At 73.0% G+C, this 17,792-nt stretch carries 14 protein-coding genes; 8 read left to right on the top strand and 6 right to left on the bottom strand.

What is annotated here, in order from left to right:
* Window positions 1-14 precede the first annotated feature (14 nt).
* The 3 genes from M3147_RS14095 to M3147_RS14085 all read right to left on the bottom strand — a co-directional run bounded on the left by M3147_RS14095 (window position 15) and on the right by M3147_RS14085 (window position 2,168).
* Window positions 15-749, bottom strand: coding sequence for a DedA family protein (locus M3147_RS14095; RefSeq protein WP_251204111.1), 735 nt, complete (start codon window positions 747-749; stop codon window positions 15-17).
* Window positions 750-861: 112 nt separating this feature from the next.
* Window positions 862-1,788 (bottom strand): M56 family metallopeptidase, encoded by a 927-nt coding sequence (locus M3147_RS14090; protein ID WP_251204110.1) that lies wholly within the window; start codon window positions 1,786-1,788, stop codon window positions 862-864.
* A gap of 2 nt (window positions 1,789-1,790) precedes the next feature.
* The gene (locus M3147_RS14085) at window positions 1,791-2,168 is read right to left on the bottom strand and encodes a BlaI/MecI/CopY family transcriptional regulator (RefSeq protein WP_251204109.1); all 378 of its coding nucleotides are present in this window, start codon (window positions 2,166-2,168) and stop codon (window positions 1,791-1,793) included.
* Window positions 2,169-2,290: 122 nt separating this feature from the next.
* Here M3147_RS14085 and M3147_RS14080 point away from each other — a divergent pair, with 122 nt between their 5' ends.
* From M3147_RS14080 to M3147_RS14045, 8 genes are all read left to right on the top strand, one after another.
* Entirely contained in the window at window positions 2,291-3,703 is a 1,413-nt protein-coding gene (locus tag M3147_RS14080) for a cytochrome ubiquinol oxidase subunit I (protein WP_251204108.1), read from the top strand.
* A gap of 12 nt (window positions 3,704-3,715) precedes the next feature.
* Entirely contained in the window at window positions 3,716-4,720 is a 1,005-nt protein-coding gene (cydB, locus tag M3147_RS14075; RefSeq protein WP_251204107.1) for a cytochrome d ubiquinol oxidase subunit II, read from the top strand.
* A gap of 1 nt (window position 4,721) precedes the next feature.
* The gene (cydD, locus tag M3147_RS14070) at window positions 4,722-6,362 is read left to right on the top strand and encodes a thiol reductant ABC exporter subunit CydD (protein ID WP_251204106.1); all 1,641 of its coding nucleotides are present in this window, start codon (window positions 4,722-4,724) and stop codon (window positions 6,360-6,362) included.
* Entirely contained in the window at window positions 6,349-8,019 is a 1,671-nt protein-coding gene (gene cydC / locus M3147_RS14065) for a thiol reductant ABC exporter subunit CydC (RefSeq protein ID WP_308201073.1), read from the top strand. Before cydD ends, cydC begins: the two co-directional genes overlap by 14 nt.
* A 150-nt stretch (window positions 8,020-8,169) precedes the next feature.
* Window positions 8,170-9,552, top strand: coding sequence for an anthranilate synthase component I family protein (locus M3147_RS14060; protein WP_251204105.1), 1,383 nt, complete (start codon window positions 8,170-8,172; stop codon window positions 9,550-9,552).
* 98 nt (window positions 9,553-9,650) lie between these two features.
* Window positions 9,651-12,206, top strand: coding sequence for a leucine--tRNA ligase (leuS, locus tag M3147_RS14055; protein WP_251204104.1), 2,556 nt, complete (start codon window positions 9,651-9,653; stop codon window positions 12,204-12,206).
* A gap of 112 nt (window positions 12,207-12,318) precedes the next feature.
* Window positions 12,319-13,020: a helix-hairpin-helix domain-containing protein gene (locus M3147_RS14050; protein ID WP_251204103.1), complete on the top strand. Its 702-nt coding sequence runs from the start codon at window positions 12,319-12,321 to the stop codon at window positions 13,018-13,020.
* The gene (locus M3147_RS14045; RefSeq protein WP_251204102.1) at window positions 13,017-15,491 is read left to right on the top strand and encodes a ComEC/Rec2 family competence protein; all 2,475 of its coding nucleotides are present in this window, start codon (window positions 13,017-13,019) and stop codon (window positions 15,489-15,491) included. Before M3147_RS14050 ends, M3147_RS14045 begins: the two co-directional genes overlap by 4 nt.
* Here M3147_RS14045 and M3147_RS14040 read toward each other — a convergent pair.
* Genes M3147_RS14040 through M3147_RS14030 form a run of 3 tightly spaced genes read right to left on the bottom strand, consistent with a single transcriptional unit; the run spans window position 15,418 to window position 17,785 of the window.
* The gene (locus tag M3147_RS14040; protein WP_251204101.1) at window positions 15,418-16,368 is read right to left on the bottom strand and encodes a hypothetical protein; all 951 of its coding nucleotides are present in this window, start codon (window positions 16,366-16,368) and stop codon (window positions 15,418-15,420) included. The two genes, M3147_RS14045 and M3147_RS14040, sit on opposite strands and share 74 nt — an antisense overlap.
* Window positions 16,365-17,600: an NAD(P)/FAD-dependent oxidoreductase gene (locus tag M3147_RS14035; protein ID WP_251204100.1), complete on the bottom strand. Its 1,236-nt coding sequence runs from the start codon at window positions 17,598-17,600 to the stop codon at window positions 16,365-16,367. Before M3147_RS14035 ends, M3147_RS14040 begins: the two co-directional genes overlap by 4 nt.
* The gene (locus tag M3147_RS14030; protein ID WP_251204099.1) at window positions 17,597-17,785 is read right to left on the bottom strand and encodes a ferredoxin; all 189 of its coding nucleotides are present in this window, start codon (window positions 17,783-17,785) and stop codon (window positions 17,597-17,599) included. Before M3147_RS14030 ends, M3147_RS14035 begins: the two co-directional genes overlap by 4 nt.
* Window positions 17,786-17,792 lie beyond the last annotated feature (7 nt).

The raw sequence follows: 17,792 nt of genomic DNA, 5'->3' as shown, positions 1-17,792 counted from the left end.
GTCGGAATCCCGGGCTAGGCCCGGGGCTCCGGCCCCTCCGTCGTGCTCGGGGTGGCCTCGCCGTCGGCGGGCCTCGCCTCGGCCGCGACCGCGTCGACCACGGCCGCGTCGTCGGCGTCGAGATGCCGGGCCTCGGAGCGCAGGATCAGCTTCTTCGCGATCCAGACGACGACGAGGAACACCGCGATGACGGCGACGAAGACGTAGCCCGCCCAGTGCAGTTCCCGGCTGAGTTCGCGGTAGCTGCCCGCCGCGACCCAGCCGACCGTGGTGTACGCCGCGGCCCAGATCGCGCAGGCGGGCGCGGTCCAGGCGAGGAATCGCCGGTAGCTCATCGTGCTCATGCCGACGGTGAGCGGCACGAGCGAGTGCAGCACGGGCAGGAAGCGGGAGATGAAGACGGCCGGCCCGCCGCGACGGTCGAGGTAGCGCTGGGCGCGCTGCCAGTTCGCCTCGCCGATGCGGCGGCCGAGCCGGGAGTGCTGGATGTGCGGGCCGAACCAGCGGCCGAGCACGAAGCCGATCGTCTCGCCGAGGAGCGCACCGACGATGACCGTCAGGAGCATCGCCACGTACTGCGGGCCGTTCTCGATCGCCGTCGAGGCGACGATCACGACCGTGTCGCCGGGCACGATGAGGCCGATGAGCACGGAGGTCTCGAGCATGATGCCGATCCCCGCCAGCGCGGTGCGGAGCACCGGGTCCACGCTCTGGACGGTGTCGAGGATCCAATCGAGCAGCTCGTTCATCGTCACCGAGCCTAGGGGCCGTGGCTGGGGAGCACATCCGACCGGGGAGGGATCCGACGGGTGCCGGCCCCGTACCACGGGGGGAGGCGGCGCAGGGGCCGCGGCGGATGCCTCAGCCGAGGATCGCGATCATCGAGACGACGGGCGTGGCGACCAGGATGACCGCGGTCGCGACGATGCCGACGCGCTCCACGGCGGGCAGCGGCGGGATCGGGCCGTCGAGGCGGCGCAGCCGGGCCTCCAGCAGGTCGGGGTCGGGGCGCACGCCGCCGGCATCCGCGTAGGCGAAGGGCTCGGCGTCCGCGCCGAGGCGCTCGGCGGCACGCCGCAGCGGCTCGGCGCCGGTCGTGCGCCGGGCGCCGTCGTCGGCGAGCATCTCGGTCAGCGTCGAGACCGCGCGTTCGGCGCGGTTCGCGATCGGGAACCAGGGCAGCGCGCTGTGCCAGGCGCGGAACGAGAGCAGGACGAGGTGGTGCAGCTGTTCGAGGTGCGTGCGCTCGTGCGCGACGACCGCGGCGAGCTCGTCGTCCTCGAGCGCGCCGATGAGCCCCTCGGTGAGCACGGTCGCGGTGCGGAGGCCGGGCACGCAGTAGGCCAGGGGGACCGGGTGGGCGAGCACCCGGGTGCCGGGCTGTCCGGGCAGGGGCTCGCTCAGCAGGTCGATGAGCTGGTGCTGGCGGCGTCGCTCCCGCTCCGCCGAGACGGCGGTGAGGGCGAGGTTCAGTGCGAGATGCGCCGCGAGGCCGGCGGCGAGGGTGAGCGCGGCGATCTCGAACACGCCGTAGTGCCCCGGGATCGGGCCGTCGACGAGGTGGGGCAGCAGCTCGTCGAGCCCGGCGAGGAGCGAGCCGGAGGCCGAGGCGCCGAAGGCGAGCAGGCTGCCGATCATCGAGAGCCCGCCGGCCAGCGCGATCGCCTGCCAGAGGGCGAGGGCGAGGGCGGGCGCCCTGGCGGGCCACGCGGCACTCGCGAGGGCGAGCGGCGCCGGCCACGCGAGCGTGATCGCGAGGGCGGCGAGCACGGCCGCGACGACGAGCATGGTCAGCGCCGGGCGCTGAGCTCGTCGAGGAGGCGGCGGAGGGTCTGCGCTTCGCCGGCGGTGACGGTGCCGACGAATCGCGCGAGCGCGCCATCGCGGTCATGCGAGGAGTCGAGCACCTCGTGCATGAGCTCCGCAGTGTGCTCGGCCCGGCTGAGCAGCGCGCGATACCGGTGCGGCCGCTGGTCGCGGGAGCGGGACACGAAGCCCTTGCGCTCGAGGCGCGAGAGCACGGTCAGCACCGTCGTCGTCGCGGGGGAGCGACCGCTATCGGAACCGGTGAGCACGAGTCGGTCGCGCAACTCGTTGGCCGTGAGGGCGGCGTCGCTCGTCCAGAGCTCTTCCATCACCGCTCGTTCGAGCTCGCCAAGACCTGCCATTGCTTCATCGTACTGCGTGACTTGCACTTCTTCTACGTCGAGTAGAAGAATGGATGGCGCAGGCTTCTACGAAGTGTAGAAGTCATCCGCTCGGGCCCGGATGGCCGCGAAGGGGGCACCCTGTGAATGATCTGCTCGATCCACTCCTGCTGGCCAGGTGGCAGTTCGGTCTGACGACCGTCTACCACTTCCTATTCGTCCCGCTCACGATCGGCCTCGCCACCACGACGGCGATCTTCCAGACCGCGTGGGTGCGCACGGCGAAGGTGGAGTACCTCCGCATCACGCGGTTCTTCGGCTCGATCTTCCTCATCAACTTCGCCATGGGCGTCGTCACCGGCATCGTGCAGGAGTTCCAGTTCGGCATGAACTGGTCGGAGTACTCCCGCTTCGTCGGCGACATCTTCGGTGCCCCGCTCGCCCTCGAGGGCCTGCTCGCCTTCTTCCTCGAGGCGACGTTCATCGGCCTCTGGATCTTCGGCTGGAACCGCTTGCCGCAGAAGCTGCATCTCGCCACCATCTGGGTGACCGCGATCGGCTCGATCGTCTCGGCCTACTTCATCATCGCGGCGAACGCCTGGATGCAGAACCCGGTCGGATTCGAGGTGAACGCCGAACGCGGACGCGCCGAGCTGGTCGACATCTGGGCCGTGCTCACGAACCCGGTCGCCCTCGCGGCGTTCCCGCACACGATCGCCGCGGCGTTCATGGTGTCCTCCGGCCTCATCATCACCGCCGCCGCCTGGCACCTCTCGCGCAACCAGCACCTCGACACGATGCGCCCGGCGCTGAAGTTCGGCCTCTGGGCGATGATCGTCTCGGGCGCGCTCACCACCTTCTTCGGCGACCAGCTGAGCCTCGCCATGGTCGCCACGCAGCCGATGAAGATGGCCGCGGCCGAAGCCACCTACGACACCGTCTGCGGTGCGGACGCCTCCTTCTCGATCTTCACGCTCGGCACCCCGGACGGCACCAACGAGCTGTTCTCCATCCGCGTGCCCTATCTGCTGTCGCTCCTGTCGACGCACAGCCTCGACGGCTGCGTCGAGGGCATCAACGACCTGCAGGCCCAGTACACCGAGCTGTGGGGCCCGGGCGACTACACGCCGATCATCTGGGTCACCTACTGGGCGTTCCGCTGGATGATCGGCCTCGGCATGGCGCACGTCCTCGTCGCCGTCGTGGGGCTCTGGCTCACCCGCAAGGGCCGCATGCCGAAGCAGACGTGGGTGTGGAAGGTCGCGATCTGGAGCTTCCCGCTCTCGCTCGGCGCCATGATCGTCGGCTGGGTCTTCACCGAGATGGGCCGCCAGCCCTGGATCGTCTTCAGCCAGATGTTCACCGAGTCCGCGGTGTCGCCGAACGTCACGGGTCTCGACGTGCTCATCTCGCTCACCGCCTTCACGCTGATCTACGGCATCCTCGCGGTGGTCGAGGTGCGCCTCATCATCCGCGCCGTCAGGAAGGGGCCGCCCGAGATCGGCGCCCCCGACCCCGAGACCGGACGCGTCGAGCAGCCCTCGACGGTCTACTAGAAGGAGTTCGCCATGGATCTCGCCGTTCTCTGGTTCTGGATCGTCGCCTTCTTCTTCGTCGGCTACTTCGTGCTCGACGGCTTCGACTTCGGCGTCGGCATGACCATGCCCTTCCTCGCGAAGGACGACACCGATCGCCGGGTGATGATCAACACGATCGGCCCGGTCTGGGATCTCAACGAGACCTGGGTGATCGTCGCCGGCGCCGCGCTGTTCGCGGCGTTCCCCGAGTGGTACGCGACGCTGTTCTCCGGCTTCTACCTCGCGCTGCTGCTGATCCTGCTCGCCCTCATCGCCCGCGGCGTCTCGTTCGAGTACCGGCATCAACGACCCGAGTCGGAGTGGAAAGCCTGGTTCGACCGCATGATCATCGTCGGCTCGGCCGTGCCGGCGCTGCTCTGGGGCGTCGCGTTCGCGAACATCGTGCAGGGCGTCCCCCTCGATGCCGATCACAACTACATCGGCACGCTGTTCGACCTGCTGAACCCCTACGCCCTGCTCGGCGGCGCGACCACCCTCCTGCTGTTCTTCACGCACGGCGCGGTGTTCGTCGCGCTGAAGACCGAGGGTGAGCTGCGGGCCCGCGCGAAGCGCCTCGCGACGAAATCCGGGCTCGTCACGATCGTGGTCGCTGCGTCGTTCCTCCTGTGGACCGGCGTCGCGCAGGGCTCCGCGTGGTTCTGGGCGCTCGCCGCCGTCGCGGCGGTCGCCCTCATCGGCGGCGTCCTGGCCAACATGCGGGGCAAGGAGGGGCTCGCGTTCGGGCTCATGGCCCTCACGATCGCCGCGGCCGTGATCGGTCTCTTCGCGGCGCTCTTCCCCGAGGTCATGCCCGCGTCGAACGATCCGGCGAACAGCCTGACGATCGCGAACGCCTCCAGCACGCCCTATACGCTCACCTTCATGAGCTGGACCGCGCTGATCTTCCTCCCGCTCGTGCTCGCGTACCAGGCGTGGACGTACTGGATCTTCCGCAAGCGCGTCACCAGGCAGACCATCGAGGCGGCCGCGCACTGACGTGAAACCGCTCGACCCCCGTCTGATCCGGCGCTCCGGTGCCGCCCGCGGCTTTCTCGTCGCGGGCGGCGCGGTCGCGCTCGTCCAGGCCGCCGCCGTCATCGGCTTCGCGTACGGCCTCGCCCGGCTCGTCACCGATCTCGTCGCGGGCGTCCCGCTGGCGGAGCTCGGCTGGGCCATGCTGCTGCTCGTCGGCTGCGTCCTTGTGCGCGCGCTCGCGGCGTGGGTGTGGGAGTGGTCCGGCGCCGCCGGGGCGGTGCGGGTGAAGACCGAGCTCCGCCGGGCGGTTCTGGAGTCGGTCGATCGCGGCGCCGGAGCGCCCGGCGGCACGGGCAGGCTCGCGACCCTGCTCGGGCCTGGGCTCGACGCGCTCGACGACTACTTCGGGCGCTACCTCCCGCAGCTCGTGCTCACGGTGGTCGCGATGCCGATCCTGCTCGTCGCGGTCTGGCTCGCCGATCCGCTCTCCGGGCTCATCCTCGTCATCGTGCTGCCGCTGCTGCCGATCTTCATGGCCCTCATCGGCCTCGCCACCAAGCAGGTGCAGCAGCGGCAGTGGGAGGGGCTGCAGCAGCTCTCGACCGCCTTCCTCGAGATCGTCGGCGGCTTGTCCACGCTCGTGGTCTTCAACCGCGCGGAGCGCCAGCTGGGCCGCATCCGGCGGGCGACCGACGCGTACCGCGGCAAGACGATGCGAGTGCTGCGGGTGACCTTCCTCTCCGGCTTCGTCCTCGAGTTCGGGGCGAGTCTCTCCATCGCCCTCGTCGCCGTGTCGATCGGCCTCCGCCTCGTCTCGGGCGAGATGGGCCTGCTGGCCGGCCTCTTCGTGCTCGTGCTCGCGCCGGAGGTGTTCCTGCCGCTGCGGAACGTGGGCGCCGCCTTCCACGCCTCGACCGAGGGGCTCGAAGCCTCCGGCGAGGCGCTCGACCGCATCGAGGCGGGGGAGCGGGTCGATGCTTCGGCCACGCGCGCCGCGACGACGCCGCCCTCGGCACGGTCCGGGGCGGCCGCAGCGCTCCGGCTCGAACGGTTCGCGGCGCTGCGCGACGGCCGTGCCGTCGCCGCTCCCGTCGACCTCGAACTGGCACCCGGCGAGGTCGTCGCCCTCGTCGGACCGAGCGGTGCGGGCAAGTCGAGCCTCATCGCCGCGCTGCTCGGCTTCGCCGAGGCCGACGGCGAGGCCTGGGTCGACGGCGTGACCGCGGGGCCCGCTGCCCGGCCGCGCGTGGCCTGGGCCAGCCAGCAGCCGCTGCTGCGCGCGGGCACCGTCGCGTCGAACGTCCGGCTCGGCAGCGAGCACGCGCCCGAGGCGCTGCTCGAGGAGGCGCTCGCCGAGCTCGCCGTGGGGCTCGAGGCCGGGCACCCGGTCGGCCCTGAGGGGGCGGGCCTCTCGGGCGGGCAGCAGCAGCGCGTCGCGGTCGCCCGCGCGTGGCACCGCGCCCGCGCCGAGGGACTGCGACTGCTCGTCCTCGACGAACCGAGCTCGGCGCTCGACGCCGGACACGAGGCCCGGCTCGCCGCCGCGGTGCGCCGGCTCGCGGACGGCGGCACCGCGGTGCTCGTCGCGAGCCACCGCCCCGCGCTCGTCGCCGCCGCTGACCGCACCGTTGAGCTCCGGGAGGCCGTCCGTGTCGCGAAGTGACCCCGCCACCCGTCGCGTACTGCGCGAGGCGATGCCACCCCTCCGGCGGCTCATGCCGGCTGTGCTCGCGGGCATCGCCTCCGGCGGCTCGGCCGTCGCCCTCCTCGCCGCGAGCGCCTGGCTGATCACCCGGGCGGCCGAGCAGCCGCCGATCCTCTTCCTCTCGCTCGGCATCGTCGGCGTGCGGGCGTTCGCGCTGTCGCGTGCGGTGTTCCGCTACCTCGAGCGACTCGCGGGGCACGATGCGGCGTTCCGGCAGCTCGCGGCCGTCCGTGCCGGCGTGTACGAGCGGATGCTCCCGGTCGCACCTGACGGCGTGCCGGCGACCCGGGGCGGCGAGCTGCTCGCCCGCTTCGTGGGCGACGTCGACGAGCTGCAGAACCTCGCCCTCCGGGTGGTGCAGCCCGTCGTGAGCGCGCTCGTCGTGCTCGTCGCCGCGGTGACGGGCATCGCGTTCCTCGCGCCAGGCGCGGCGGCCGGGCTCGCGGTCGTGCTCGTGGCCGGCATCGGCCTCGCGCTGTTCGCCCAGCACCGCGCGGGCGCGCGGGCCGACCGCGAGCTCGCCCCGCTGCGCGGTCGGCTCCAGCAGGCGGTCGTCGAACACCTCCGCACGAGGGAGCTGCTGGTCGCATATGGCGCCGCCGCCGCCGACCTCGACCGCATCGACGGCCTCGCCCGGCGACTCGGACGCGTCTCGCGGGCGCGGGCGGTCGCCGCCGGGGCGGTGGCCGCGGCCGTCGCGGCCATGGGTGGCATCGGTGCAGCCGTCGCGCTCTGGCTCGCCGCCCCCGTCCTCTCGAACGGCGGCATCGACGGGCCGACGCTCGCGATCCTCGCCCTCGTGCCGCTCGCCGTCGCCGAGGTCGCGGCGGCGATCCCGCCCGCGGCGGCGGCGTGGCGCGTCGCGCGCTCGGCGGCGGAGCGCGTCGCCCGTGCGGTGCCCGCCGAGGTGCCGCCGGAGCTGCCCGTCCCCGCGCTCGCGCCCCGGGCGCTGCCGGCCGGCGGAACCGCACCCAGGCTCGAACTGCACGGCGTGCACGCCGATTGGCCGGGGTCGGCCGAGCTCGAGCGGCCGAGCGCCCTCCGACCCGTGGATCTCGTGCTCGACCCGGGGGAGCGGGTGCTCGTGCGAGGCCCGAGCGGCAGCGGCAAGACGACGCTCGCCCATGTGCTCGTCCGCTTCCTCGAGTACGGCGGGTCGTACCGCATCGACGGGATCGAGGCGCGGGAGCTCGACCCCCACCGGCTGCGGGATCGTATCGGGCTCGTCGAGCAGCGTCCCTGGCTGTTCGACGAGTCCATCCGGCAGAACCTCATCTTCGCGCGCGATACGGCGAGCGACGCGGAGCTCGAGGCCGTCGTCGAACGGGTCGGACTCGGCGACTGGATGCGCGAGCGCGGCGGCCTCGACGCGCCGGTCGGCGAGCGCGGTGCCCTCGTGTCGGGCGGTCAGGCGCACCGGATCGCGCTGGCCCGGGCGATGCTCGCCGACTTCGCCGTGCTCGTGCTCGACGAGCCGACCGCGAGCGTTGACCGCGCGCGGGCGGACGCCCTGCTCGCGGAGCTGCTCGACGCGGCATCCGGTCGCTCCGTCGTGCTCATCTCGCATACCCCGGTCGCGCCGGGCCTCGTCGACCGCGAGCTCGTGCTCGACTGAGCGCGGAAGGGTCGCTTTCCGGCATCCGAGGCCGCGACCACCGCAGCGGATGTCGGGAATCGACCCCCTCGCGTGGGCGCCGGAGCGGGAGCGGGCGCGGGGGATCCGGCCGCGGCGCGGCATGGGCTGCGGGCGCCGTAGGCTGAGGGGATGCCCCGACGCCTCCGTCGCCGACCGCTGCCCGGGTGGCGCGACCCGGAGCTCGTGCACCTCGAGCTCACCGGCGACTCGCCGGTGTCGGCGTGGCTCGACTCCGGCATCGACGCGAGCTCCGGCACGAGCGTCGTCGCCGTGCCGAGGGACGGTGCCGCGATCCTCGTGGCCGACGACGGCACTCCGCCCGCGGCCGTCTTCGAGCGGCTCCGCGGCGAGCTCGGCGATCCCGTCGACGCCTCGGCGGGCGCGACGCCGCTCGGCTGGTTCGGCTGGTTCGGCTACGAGTTCGGCGCTCGCGCGCTCGGCCTGCCCGCCGCGCCGACGCGCACGCCGGCGGCCGCGCTCTTCTTCGCCGAGCGCGCCGTGGTCTTCGACCACGCCGCTCGGACGATGCGCCTCGAGTGGCTCGAGGACGAGGCAGATCCCGCCTTCGTCGCGGCCCAGGCATCCTGGCTCGAGCGCACCGCCGCCGCCATCGCCGCGCTGCCCGTGGCGGCGGTCGGCCTCGACCCCGGGCCCGCCGCGCCCGCCGTCGCCGAGCCGCGCTGGCGGCACTCGCCAGAGGCGTACCGCCGACGCATCCGCGAATGTCAGGAAGCGATCGCCCGCGGCGACGCCTACCAGCTCTGCCTCACCAACCGCATCGACGTCGACGGTCAGTTCGACCCCGTCGAGCTGTACCGGCGGCTCCGCCGCACGAGCCGGAGCCATCACGGTGGGCTGCTCCGCTTCGGCAGCGTCGCCCTCGTCAGCGCCTCGCCCGAGCAGTTCCTGCTCGTCGAGCCCGGCGGACTCGTCTCGACGAAGCCGATGAAGGGCACGCGCCCGAGGCATCCCGACCCGGAGCGTGACGCCGCCCTCCGCGCCGAGCTGCTCGCGAGCGAGAAGGAGCGGGCCGAGAACCTCATGATCGTCGACCTGATGCGCAACGACCTCTCGCGCGTCGCCGAGCTCGGCAGCGTGCGCGTGAGCGGCCTGCACACGGTCGAGGAGTACCCGCAGGTGCACCAGCTCGTCTCCACCGTCTCCGCGCGGCTCCGACCCGGGCTCGGCGCCGTCGACGCCCTGGCTGCGGCGTTCCCCGCCGGCTCGATGACGGGCGCACCGAAGGAGGGCGCGATGCGCATCCTGCACGAGCTCGAAGCGGGGGAGCGCGGCGTCTACTCGGGTGCCTTCGGCACCCTCTCCGTCGACGGGGGCGCGGACCTCGCGATGGTCATCCGCTCGATCGTCGTGACCCCGGCGGGCGCGTCGATCGGCACCGGCGGCGGCATCACCGCGCTCTCCGTGGCCGACGAGGAGGTCGAGGAGACCCGGGTGAAGGCCCGGGCGCTGCTCGAGGCCCTCGGCGCCGCCCCCGACGCCGCGATCGAATAGGCTGGAGGCTCGCATCGAGCGCGCTTCCGTCGCGCCCGCGATCCCCACCCCCGCAGATACGCACGATTGAGAGTCACGTGGTCAACGAGCAGGAATCCGTGCCGCGCCCCGACGCCGACGCCTACGACTTCGCCGCCATCCAGGAGAAGTGGCTTCCGGTGTGGGAGGAGCTCGACCTCTTCCGCGCGGGCCGCGAGGGCGACACCCGCCCCCGCAAGTACGTGCTCGACATGTTCCCGTACCCCTCGGGCGACCTGCACATGGGCCACGCCGAGGCGTTCGGCTTCGGCGACATCTCCGCCCGCTACTGGCGCCACCAGGGCTTCGACGTGCTGCACCCGATCGGCTGGGACTCCTTCGGCCTGCCGGCCGAGAACGCCGCGATCAAGCGCGGCGCCGACCCCCGCGAGTGGACCTACACGAACATCGCGCAGCAGAAGCGCTCCTTCCGCCAGTACGCGCCGAGCTTCGACTGGTCGCGCGAGCTGCACACGAGCGACCCCGAGTACTACAAGTGGAACCAGTGGCTGTTCCTGAAGCTCTACGAGCAGGGCATCGCCTACCGCAAGGCCGGCCAGGTCAACTGGTGCCCGAACGACCAGACCGTGCTCGCGAACGAGCAGGTCGTCGACGGGCACTGCGAGCGCTGCGGCGCCGTGGTCACGAAGAAGGCCCTGACCCAGTGGTACTTCCGGGTCACCGACTACGCCGACCGGCTGCTCGACGACCTGAACCAGCTCGAGGGCACCTGGCCGTCGAAGGTCGTCTCGATGCAGCGCAATTGGATCGGCCGTTCCTCCGGCGCGGACGTCGACTTCGAGATCGAGGGCCGTGACGAGCGCGTCACCGTGTTCACGACCCGGCCCGACACCCTGTACGGCGCGACCTTCATGGTCGTCGCCGTCGACTCGCCGCTCGCCGCCGAGCTCGCCGGCGGCTCCTCCGCCGAGGTGCAGCGCAACTTCGAGGGCTACCTCGACTCCGTCCGCTCGGAGAGCGACATCGACCGGCTCGCGACCGACCGTCCGAAGACCGGCGTGTTCCTCGAGCGCTACGCGGTCAACCCGCTGAACGGCGAGCGCCTGCCGATCTGGGCGAGCGACTACGTGCTGGCCGACTACGGCCACGGCGCCATCATGGCGGTGCCCGCACACGACCAGCGCGACCTCGACTTCGCCCGCGCCTTCGAGCTGCCGGTCCGCGTGGTCGTCGACACGAACGCGCCCGTCACGGGCGTCATCCCCGTGATCCCGACCGACGCCGAGGGCAACGCCATCGAGCCCGACGAGCTGCCGCCGCTCGACCCGGCCTCCACCGGCGTCGCGCTCACGGGCGAGGGCCGGCTGATCAACTCCGGACCGCTCGACGGGCTGTCGAAGTCGAACGCCATCCGCCGCGCCATCGAGATCCTCGACGAGCGCGGCACCGGCCGCGCCGCGAAGAACTTCCGCCTGCGCGACTGGCTGATCTCCCGCCAGCGCTTCTGGGGCACCCCGATCCCGATCATTCACTGCGCCGAGTGCGGCGAGGTGCCCGTGCCCGAGTCGGAACTGCCGGTGCGGCTGCCCGACGCGGCGGGCCTCGACCTGAAGCCGAAGGGCACGAGCCCGCTGGGTGCTGCGGAGGGGTGGGTCAACGTCTCCTGCCCGAAGTGCGGCGGCGCGGCGAAGCGCGATTCCGACACGATGGACACCTTCGTCGACAGCTCCTGGTACTACCTGCGGTACCTGAACGCGAACGACGACACGCGCGCCTTCGATCCGGCCGAGGCCGAGAAGTGGGCGCCCGTCGACCAGTACGTCGGCGGCGTCGAGCACGCGATTCTGCACCTGCTCTACTCGCGCTTCATCACGAAGGTGCTGTTCGATCTCGGCTACCTGAGGTTCACCGAGCCGTTCACCTCCCTGCTGAACCAGGGCATGGTGCTCATGGACGGCTCGAAGATGTCGAAGTCGAAGGGCAACCTCGTCGAGTTCGCGTCCGAGCTCGCCGCGCACGGCACCGACGCCCTCCGCGTGACGCTCGCGTTCGCCGGCCCGCCGGAGGACGACATCGACTGGGCCGATGTCTCGCCCGTCGGGTCTGCGAAGTTCCTCGCCCGTGCCTGGCGCGTCGCGCACGACGTGACGAGCGCGCCCGAGGTCGATTGGTCCACGGGCGATCGCGCGCTCCGGCGCGCCTCGCATCGCCTGCTGGCGGATGCCCCGGGCCTCGCCGAGTCGTACAAGTTCAACGTCATCGTCGCGCGCCTGATGGAGCTCGTGAACCTGACCCGCAAGGCGATCGACCAGGGCCCCGGGCCCGCCGACGCAGCGGTTCGCGAGGCGGCCGAGGTGACGGCGATGGTCCTCGACCTGTTCGCGCCGTTCACCGCGGAGGACATGTGGCAGCGGCTCGGCTACGAGCCGTCGGTGGCCCTCGTGCCGTGGCGCAAGGCCGACCCGGCACTGCTCGTCGAAGACCAGGTCACGGCCATCGTGCAGGTCGACGGCAAGGTGCGCGACCGCCTCGAGGTGTCGCCGAAGGTGTCGGTCGAGGAGCTCGAGCAGCTCGCGCGCGACTCGGCTGCGGTCGCTCGGGCGATCGGCGAGCGCGAGATCGTGAACGTGATCGTGCGCGCGCCGAGGCTCGTCAACATCGCGACGCGGGGGTAGCCCGGCCGGGGACGGGCGACGCCCGTCCTCCACATCGGCAGCGGATGCCGCGGCGCTCACCGACGGGCGAGGTCCCCGCACGGCGGGGCACGCGGGCGCCTAGCGTCGTCGCATGCCTGGATCCCGGAGCGGCGCGGAACCCGACGACGATGCGTCGGCGGTGCTTGCGCCGTCCGCGCTGCGCGCGGGGGCGCGCACCCGCATCGCCGTCGGTGCGGCGATCGTCGTGTTCATCGCGGCACTCGGGGTGGCCGCGCTGCTCTCGTTCGGCGGGGCGGGCGGTGGCGATGCCGGCTCGCTCGAGCTCGGGGCCGCGGCGACAGCCGGCGGCGGAGCGACGGGGGAGCCGCCGATCGGCAGCGCCGAGCCGACCGTGCTCCTCGTGCACGTGCTCGGCGCGGTCGCCGAACCCGGGCTCGTGGAGCTCGAGCCCGGCGCCAGGGTGGTCGACGCCATCGCCGCCGCGGGCGGGCTCACCGACGAAGCCGACGCGGGCGGGGTGAACCTGGCGCGACCGGTCGCCGACGGGGAGCAGCTGCTCGTCCCGCGGCCCGGCGAAGCGCCGGCCCCCCTCCCGCTCGCCGGCGGGGCCGGCGAGCAGGGCGGTGCCCCGGGCGACGGCGGCGTCGTGCGGCTGAACGCGGCGGGGCTCGCCGAGCTCGACACGCTCCCGCGGATCGGGCCGGCGCTCGCTCAGCGGATCCTCGACTGGCGGGCGGCGAACGGAGGCTTCACGAGCGTGGAGCAACTGCGGGAGGTCGCGGGGATCGGCGATGCCGTCTTCGCCGGCCTCGTCGACCGGGTCGGGCTGTGAGCGCCGAGCCGACCGGGCCGCTCGGCGCGGGAGCCTCGGTGCGAGACCTTCGACTCGTGCTGCCGGCACTCGTCGCCTGGGGCGTCGGATGGGTGGCGGTGCGGCTGCCCGAGTTCGGGGTCGCGGCCTGGGCCGTTCCGGTCTGGTGCTGGGCGACGGCGGCCGGAGCGGCGATCGCGGTGCTCGGTTGGCGTCGGCCGGCCGCGACCGTGGCGCTCGTCGTGGCGGCGGCGGCCGGAGTCGTCGCCACGAGCGCCGGGGTCGCGCTGAGCGAGCGCGAGCGAGGGCCGCTCGCCGGCGGGCGCACGGCTGCCGCAGAGGTGGTCGTCGAACTCGTCGGGGCTCCGAGAGATGCGTCATACGCCGCGGTGGAGTTCGCCTCCGAGACCGGCGGCGAGGCAACCTCGTCCTCCGCCCCGCAGCGTGTCCGTGCCGATGCGCGGCTCGTCGGCGTGGACGGACGATCCGTGCGGGCGTTGCCCGTCGTGGCGGAGTTCGAGGTGGACCCGGCTCGGATCGGGCTGGGCTCCCGGGTCGTGTTCGACGCACGTGCGCAGCCGCAGCCGTCGGCGGAACGCGCGGCCCTCCGGCTACGTGGAGCCGAGGCCGAACAGGTCACCGCGCCACCGTGGTGGGCGGCGTGGGCGCTGCCGTTGCGCTCGGGGCTCGTCGAAGCCGCGACCGCGCTCGGCGGTGACGGCGGTGCGCTCGTGCCGGGCCTCGCGGTCGGCGACGAGCGTGCGGTCGGCGAGGAGCTCGACGTCGCGATGAAGGCGAGTTCGCTCAGCCACTTGACCGCGGTCTCCGGGGCGAACTGCGCGATCATCACGGCCGCCGCGTTCTGGATCGCGGCCCGCTGCCGGGTGCCGCGCTGGGTCCGGGTCGCCATCGCGATCGGTGCACTCCTCGCCTTCGTCGTGCTCGTCACCCCGCAGGCGAGTGTCGTGCGCGCGGCGACGATGGCGGTGGTGCTGCTCCTCGCCCTCGCGCGGGGCCGCCGCGGTGGCGGGGTCCCGGCCCTCGCGACGGCGGTCATCGTGCTCCTCGTCGTCGATCCGTGGTACGCGGGCGACTTCGGCTTCGCGCTCTCGGTGGCGGCGACGGGCGGGCTGCTCCTGCTCGCGCCGCCGCTCGCCGAGCGCCTCGCGCGGGTGATGCCGGGACCCCTCGCCGTCGTGCTGGCCGTCCCGACCGCCGCACAGCTCGCCTGCCAGCCGATCCTCGTGCTGCTCGAGCCGGCGATCCCGCTCACTGGGGTCGCGGCGAACCTGCTCGCTGCCCCGGCGGCTCCGGCCGGCACGGTCCTCGGTCTGCTCGCCTGCCTCGTCCTGCCCGTGCTGCCGTCGCTCGGCTTCGCCTTCGCCCAGCTGGCTTGGCTTCCCGCGAGCTGGATCGCCGCGCTCGCGCACGCCGCCTCGAGTGCCCCGGTGGCACAGTTGCCCTGGCCGCCCGGCCCGCTCGGGGCCACCCTGCTGCTCGGCACGACGGCTCTCGCACTCCGACTCGTACTCGGTCGACGCCAGCGACGCCCGATGGCGGCGCTCTCGCTCGCCCTGGTGGCGCTCGTGATGGTCGGAACGGTGGGCGGAGCGATCGGCACTCGCGTGCTCCCCGGTCTGTTGCGACCGAGCGACTGGTTCGTGGTCGCGTGCGATGTCGGGCAGGGCGATGCGGTGCTGCTCCGATCCGGCGGGTCGACGATGCTGATCGACACCGGACCCGATCCGGCGCTGCTCGACCACTGCCTCGGCCTCGCCGGGGTGGAGCGCATCGACCTGCTGGTCCTGACGCATTGGGACGCGGACCACGTCGGGGGAGCGGCCGCCGTCTCCGATCGCGTCGCGGCCGTCCTCCACGGCCCACCGGACGAGGCTCGCTCCCGTCGCGCGCTCGCCCCCTTCCTGGAGCGCGGGATCCCGACCGTGCAGGCCGAGGCCGGGCGGCACGGCGAGCTCGGCGGCCTGTCATGGCGCGTGCTGTGGCCGGACTCCGAGGCACGGCCGGGCAATGATGCGAGCGTCGTGCTCGGCGTCGACGGGCCCCGGGCGAGCGCGCTCCTCCTCGGCGACCTGGGTGAGACCGCGCAGATCGGACTCGCCCAGCGCCTCGCGTCCGACCGGCCGGGTGGCTTCGACCTCGTGAAGGTGGCGCACCACGGCTCCGCCGATCAGCACGAGGGACTGTACGCGCAGACCGACGCCGTGCTCGGTCTCGTCGGCGTCGGCGCCGACAACGGGTACGGCCACCCGACCGCCTCCCTCCTGGAGCTGCTGCAGCGGCACGGCGTCCGTCCGGCGCGCACCGACGTCATGGGCACCGTCTTCGTCGGCGCCGACGGGGAGGCGCTCCGGCTCTGGAGCGAACGCGGGGCCGGGCGGGTGCCTCGGGGGCCGCCGGTCAGGCCCCGGGGTCACCTCGCAGCTCGGGGAACGGGATGCGGAGCTGGCGCCCACCGATCAGCCACTCGGTGAGATAGAGGTCACCGTCCGCGCCCACCGCGATGCCGTGGGGGCTGTGCAGCCGGTCGGGCTCCAGCAGCGGGCGCCGAAGCACGGAGCCGTCGAGGACGTTCGGCCACGGGGGCGTCATCACGACCCCGGGCGGCGGCTCGGCGATCCAGCGTCCCGCGCCGGTGCGATCGACGGCGCGAACGCCGCCGCACAGGTCGGTGACGAGCAGCTCGTCACCGCGCACGGCGAGGCAACTGGGAGCGGTGACCGCCGCGTCGCACAGCTCCTGGACGGCGTCGCCGTCCAGGCTCAGCCACACCAGCCGTCGATGCCCCCGGTCGGCGAGGACGATCCGAGGATCACCGGCGATCCGCGGATCCACCACCAGCCCGTGCGGGCAGTCGAAGGCGACGCCGGAGGGGGCGTCGCCGAGTGTGCGCACCACGGCGCCGGCCGAGTCGAATCGGTGCACGAGATTCTCCCCGTACCCGTCTGCCACCCAGACGCTGCCGTCGGGTGCCGCGACCACCGAGGTCGGCCGCCACGGACGGACCTCGTACGCGGGGTGCTCCGGTTGCCTCAGCTCGGTGAGGACCTCGCCCTCCAGTGATATCAGGAGTGCCCGACCGTGCCGGCGATCCTCCCGGTATCCGTCGGAAGGCTGCGCCTTGAATCCGGGATCGGCCACCCAGACGCCGTCACCCGGCGCCAGCGAGAGCCCATGCACCTCGGTGGTGGGCGTCGGCAGGAACCGGGAGCCGCCGGTCGCGTCGAGGATCACGAGGCCTCGGCCCGAGGGGTGCCCGAACGCGATGCGCCGCTCGTCGATGGCGACGATGCCCGCATGCGACCAGTCGGCCGTGGGCTCGCCGTCGGCCCAGAGCACGTCCCAGGTCATGAGGCCGCCTTCAACCGGTCGGCGATCTGGTTCCGGTAGCCGGCGAGTTTGCCGCGCATCCCGATCCCGCAGACGCCGGTCAGCTGGCCGCTGCGGAAGAAGCCGTAGATCGCCTCCGGCCCGTCCCCGCTCTCCAGCAGCTCGGAGGAGGTCGCCGCCGCAGGCAGTCCGTAGGACATGACGCGCGCCTCGTGCTGATCCGTCCAGAACGACGGGAGCGGGGCGAACCGGGCGGCGACCGCCTGCTCCTCCTGGTCCGGACCGGCGTGCGCCGCCGCGATGACCTGGGCCGCTCGGCGTGCGGTCTCGGTCGGGATGTTCCAGTGCTGCACGTTCGCGTGATCGCCGTCGACGAGGAGGGTGGGGAAGCTGGCGAGGTCGCCCACCGCGTAGACGTTGGTCCAGGTTCCGCCTGAACGGCGGTGGACCCGCATGCTCGAGTCGGTCCGGACGCCGTGCGGCATCGCCGCGTCCGCGTCGGCGAGCCACTCCGTGTTGAAGCGCGAGCCGACCGCCTCGACCACGAGGTCGGCCACGAGCGGCTCGCGGTCCGCGAAGTGAAGCGCCGGTCGGCCGCCGCCTTCGGTCTCGACGTGCGAGATGCGCGCGCCCATGGCGAACCTCGTGCCGTGCGCGACGTGGACCTCGCTCAGACGGCGGGCGAGCCCCGTCCCGAGCGCACGCTGCATCGGCAGGGCCTCGGATCCGGCGACCGTCACCTCGCACCCGCGGCTGCGTGCGGTCGCCGCGACCTCGCAGCCGAGGACGCCGGCGCCGGCGACGGCGATGTGCTGGCCAGGCCGCAGTCTCGCCGTCAGGGCGGTGACGTCGTCGAGAGTGCGGATGGAGAAGACGCCGTCGACCGCGGAACGCCGTGCGATGCGCCGTGCACGGACGCCCGTCGCCGCGACGAGGTGGCGGTACTCGTGGATGTCGCCGTGCTCGTCGAGCAGCCGCTGCCCGTCGAGATCGACCGAGGTGATCCGAGTGCCGAGTACCCACTCCACGTCGAGCGACGCATCGATCGGGAGCGCGAGCTCGGTCTGCTCCACCCCGTTCAGGAGCGCCGCTTTCGACAACGGCGGCCGCATGTACGGACGGTGCGGTTCGTCGCCGATCACCGTGATGCGGCCGTCGTACCCGAACCTCCGCAGCGACTCCGCCGTCCGAAGCCCCCCGATCGAGGCGCCGACGATCACGACCCCCGGCTCCCGGGTGCGTGGCGCGCTCACGAGCGGAGCGTGATCGCCTGCACGGGGCAGACGGCGACCGCGGAACGCACCTCTTCGAGGTTCGCATCGTCGACCTCCGCGACGTACTCGAGGAGGTCCTCGTCGTTGAGCGCGAAATTGCTCGGCGCCTCGAACACGCACTGTCCGTAGTGCTGGCATCGGTCCATGTTCACTTGCACGCGCATGGCGGGC

The organism is Agromyces mediolanus (assembly GCF_023715325.1).
GTDB classification, from domain to species: Bacteria; Actinomycetota; Actinomycetes; order Actinomycetales; family Microbacteriaceae; genus Agromyces; species Agromyces mediolanus_A.
The sequence above is the reverse complement of the archived record's forward strand: the minus strand, read 5'-3'. Positions and strand labels throughout refer to the sequence as shown.

Coding starts and splice junctions, on each gene's coding strand:
- M3147_RS14060 (WP_251204105.1), top strand. CDS start 8,170: ATGCCCCGACGCCTCCGTCGCCGACCGCTGCCCGGGTGGCGCGACCCG.
- M3147_RS14040 (WP_251204101.1), bottom strand. CDS start 16,368: ATGACCTGGGACGTGCTCTGGGCCGACGGCGAGCCCACGGCCGACTGG.
- M3147_RS14050 (WP_251204103.1), top strand. CDS start 12,319: ATGCCTGGATCCCGGAGCGGCGCGGAACCCGACGACGATGCGTCGGCG.
- M3147_RS14030 (WP_251204099.1), bottom strand. CDS start 17,785: ATGCGCGTGCAAGTGAACATGGACCGATGCCAGCACTACGGACAGTGC.
- M3147_RS14090 (WP_251204110.1), bottom strand. CDS start 1,788: ATGCTCGTCGTCGCGGCCGTGCTCGCCGCCCTCGCGATCACGCTCGCG.
- M3147_RS14085 (WP_251204109.1), bottom strand. CDS start 2,168: ATGGCAGGTCTTGGCGAGCTCGAACGAGCGGTGATGGAAGAGCTCTGG.
- M3147_RS14095 (WP_251204111.1), bottom strand. CDS start 749: ATGAACGAGCTGCTCGATTGGATCCTCGACACCGTCCAGAGCGTGGAC.
- cydB (WP_251204107.1), top strand. CDS start 3,716: ATGGATCTCGCCGTTCTCTGGTTCTGGATCGTCGCCTTCTTCTTCGTC.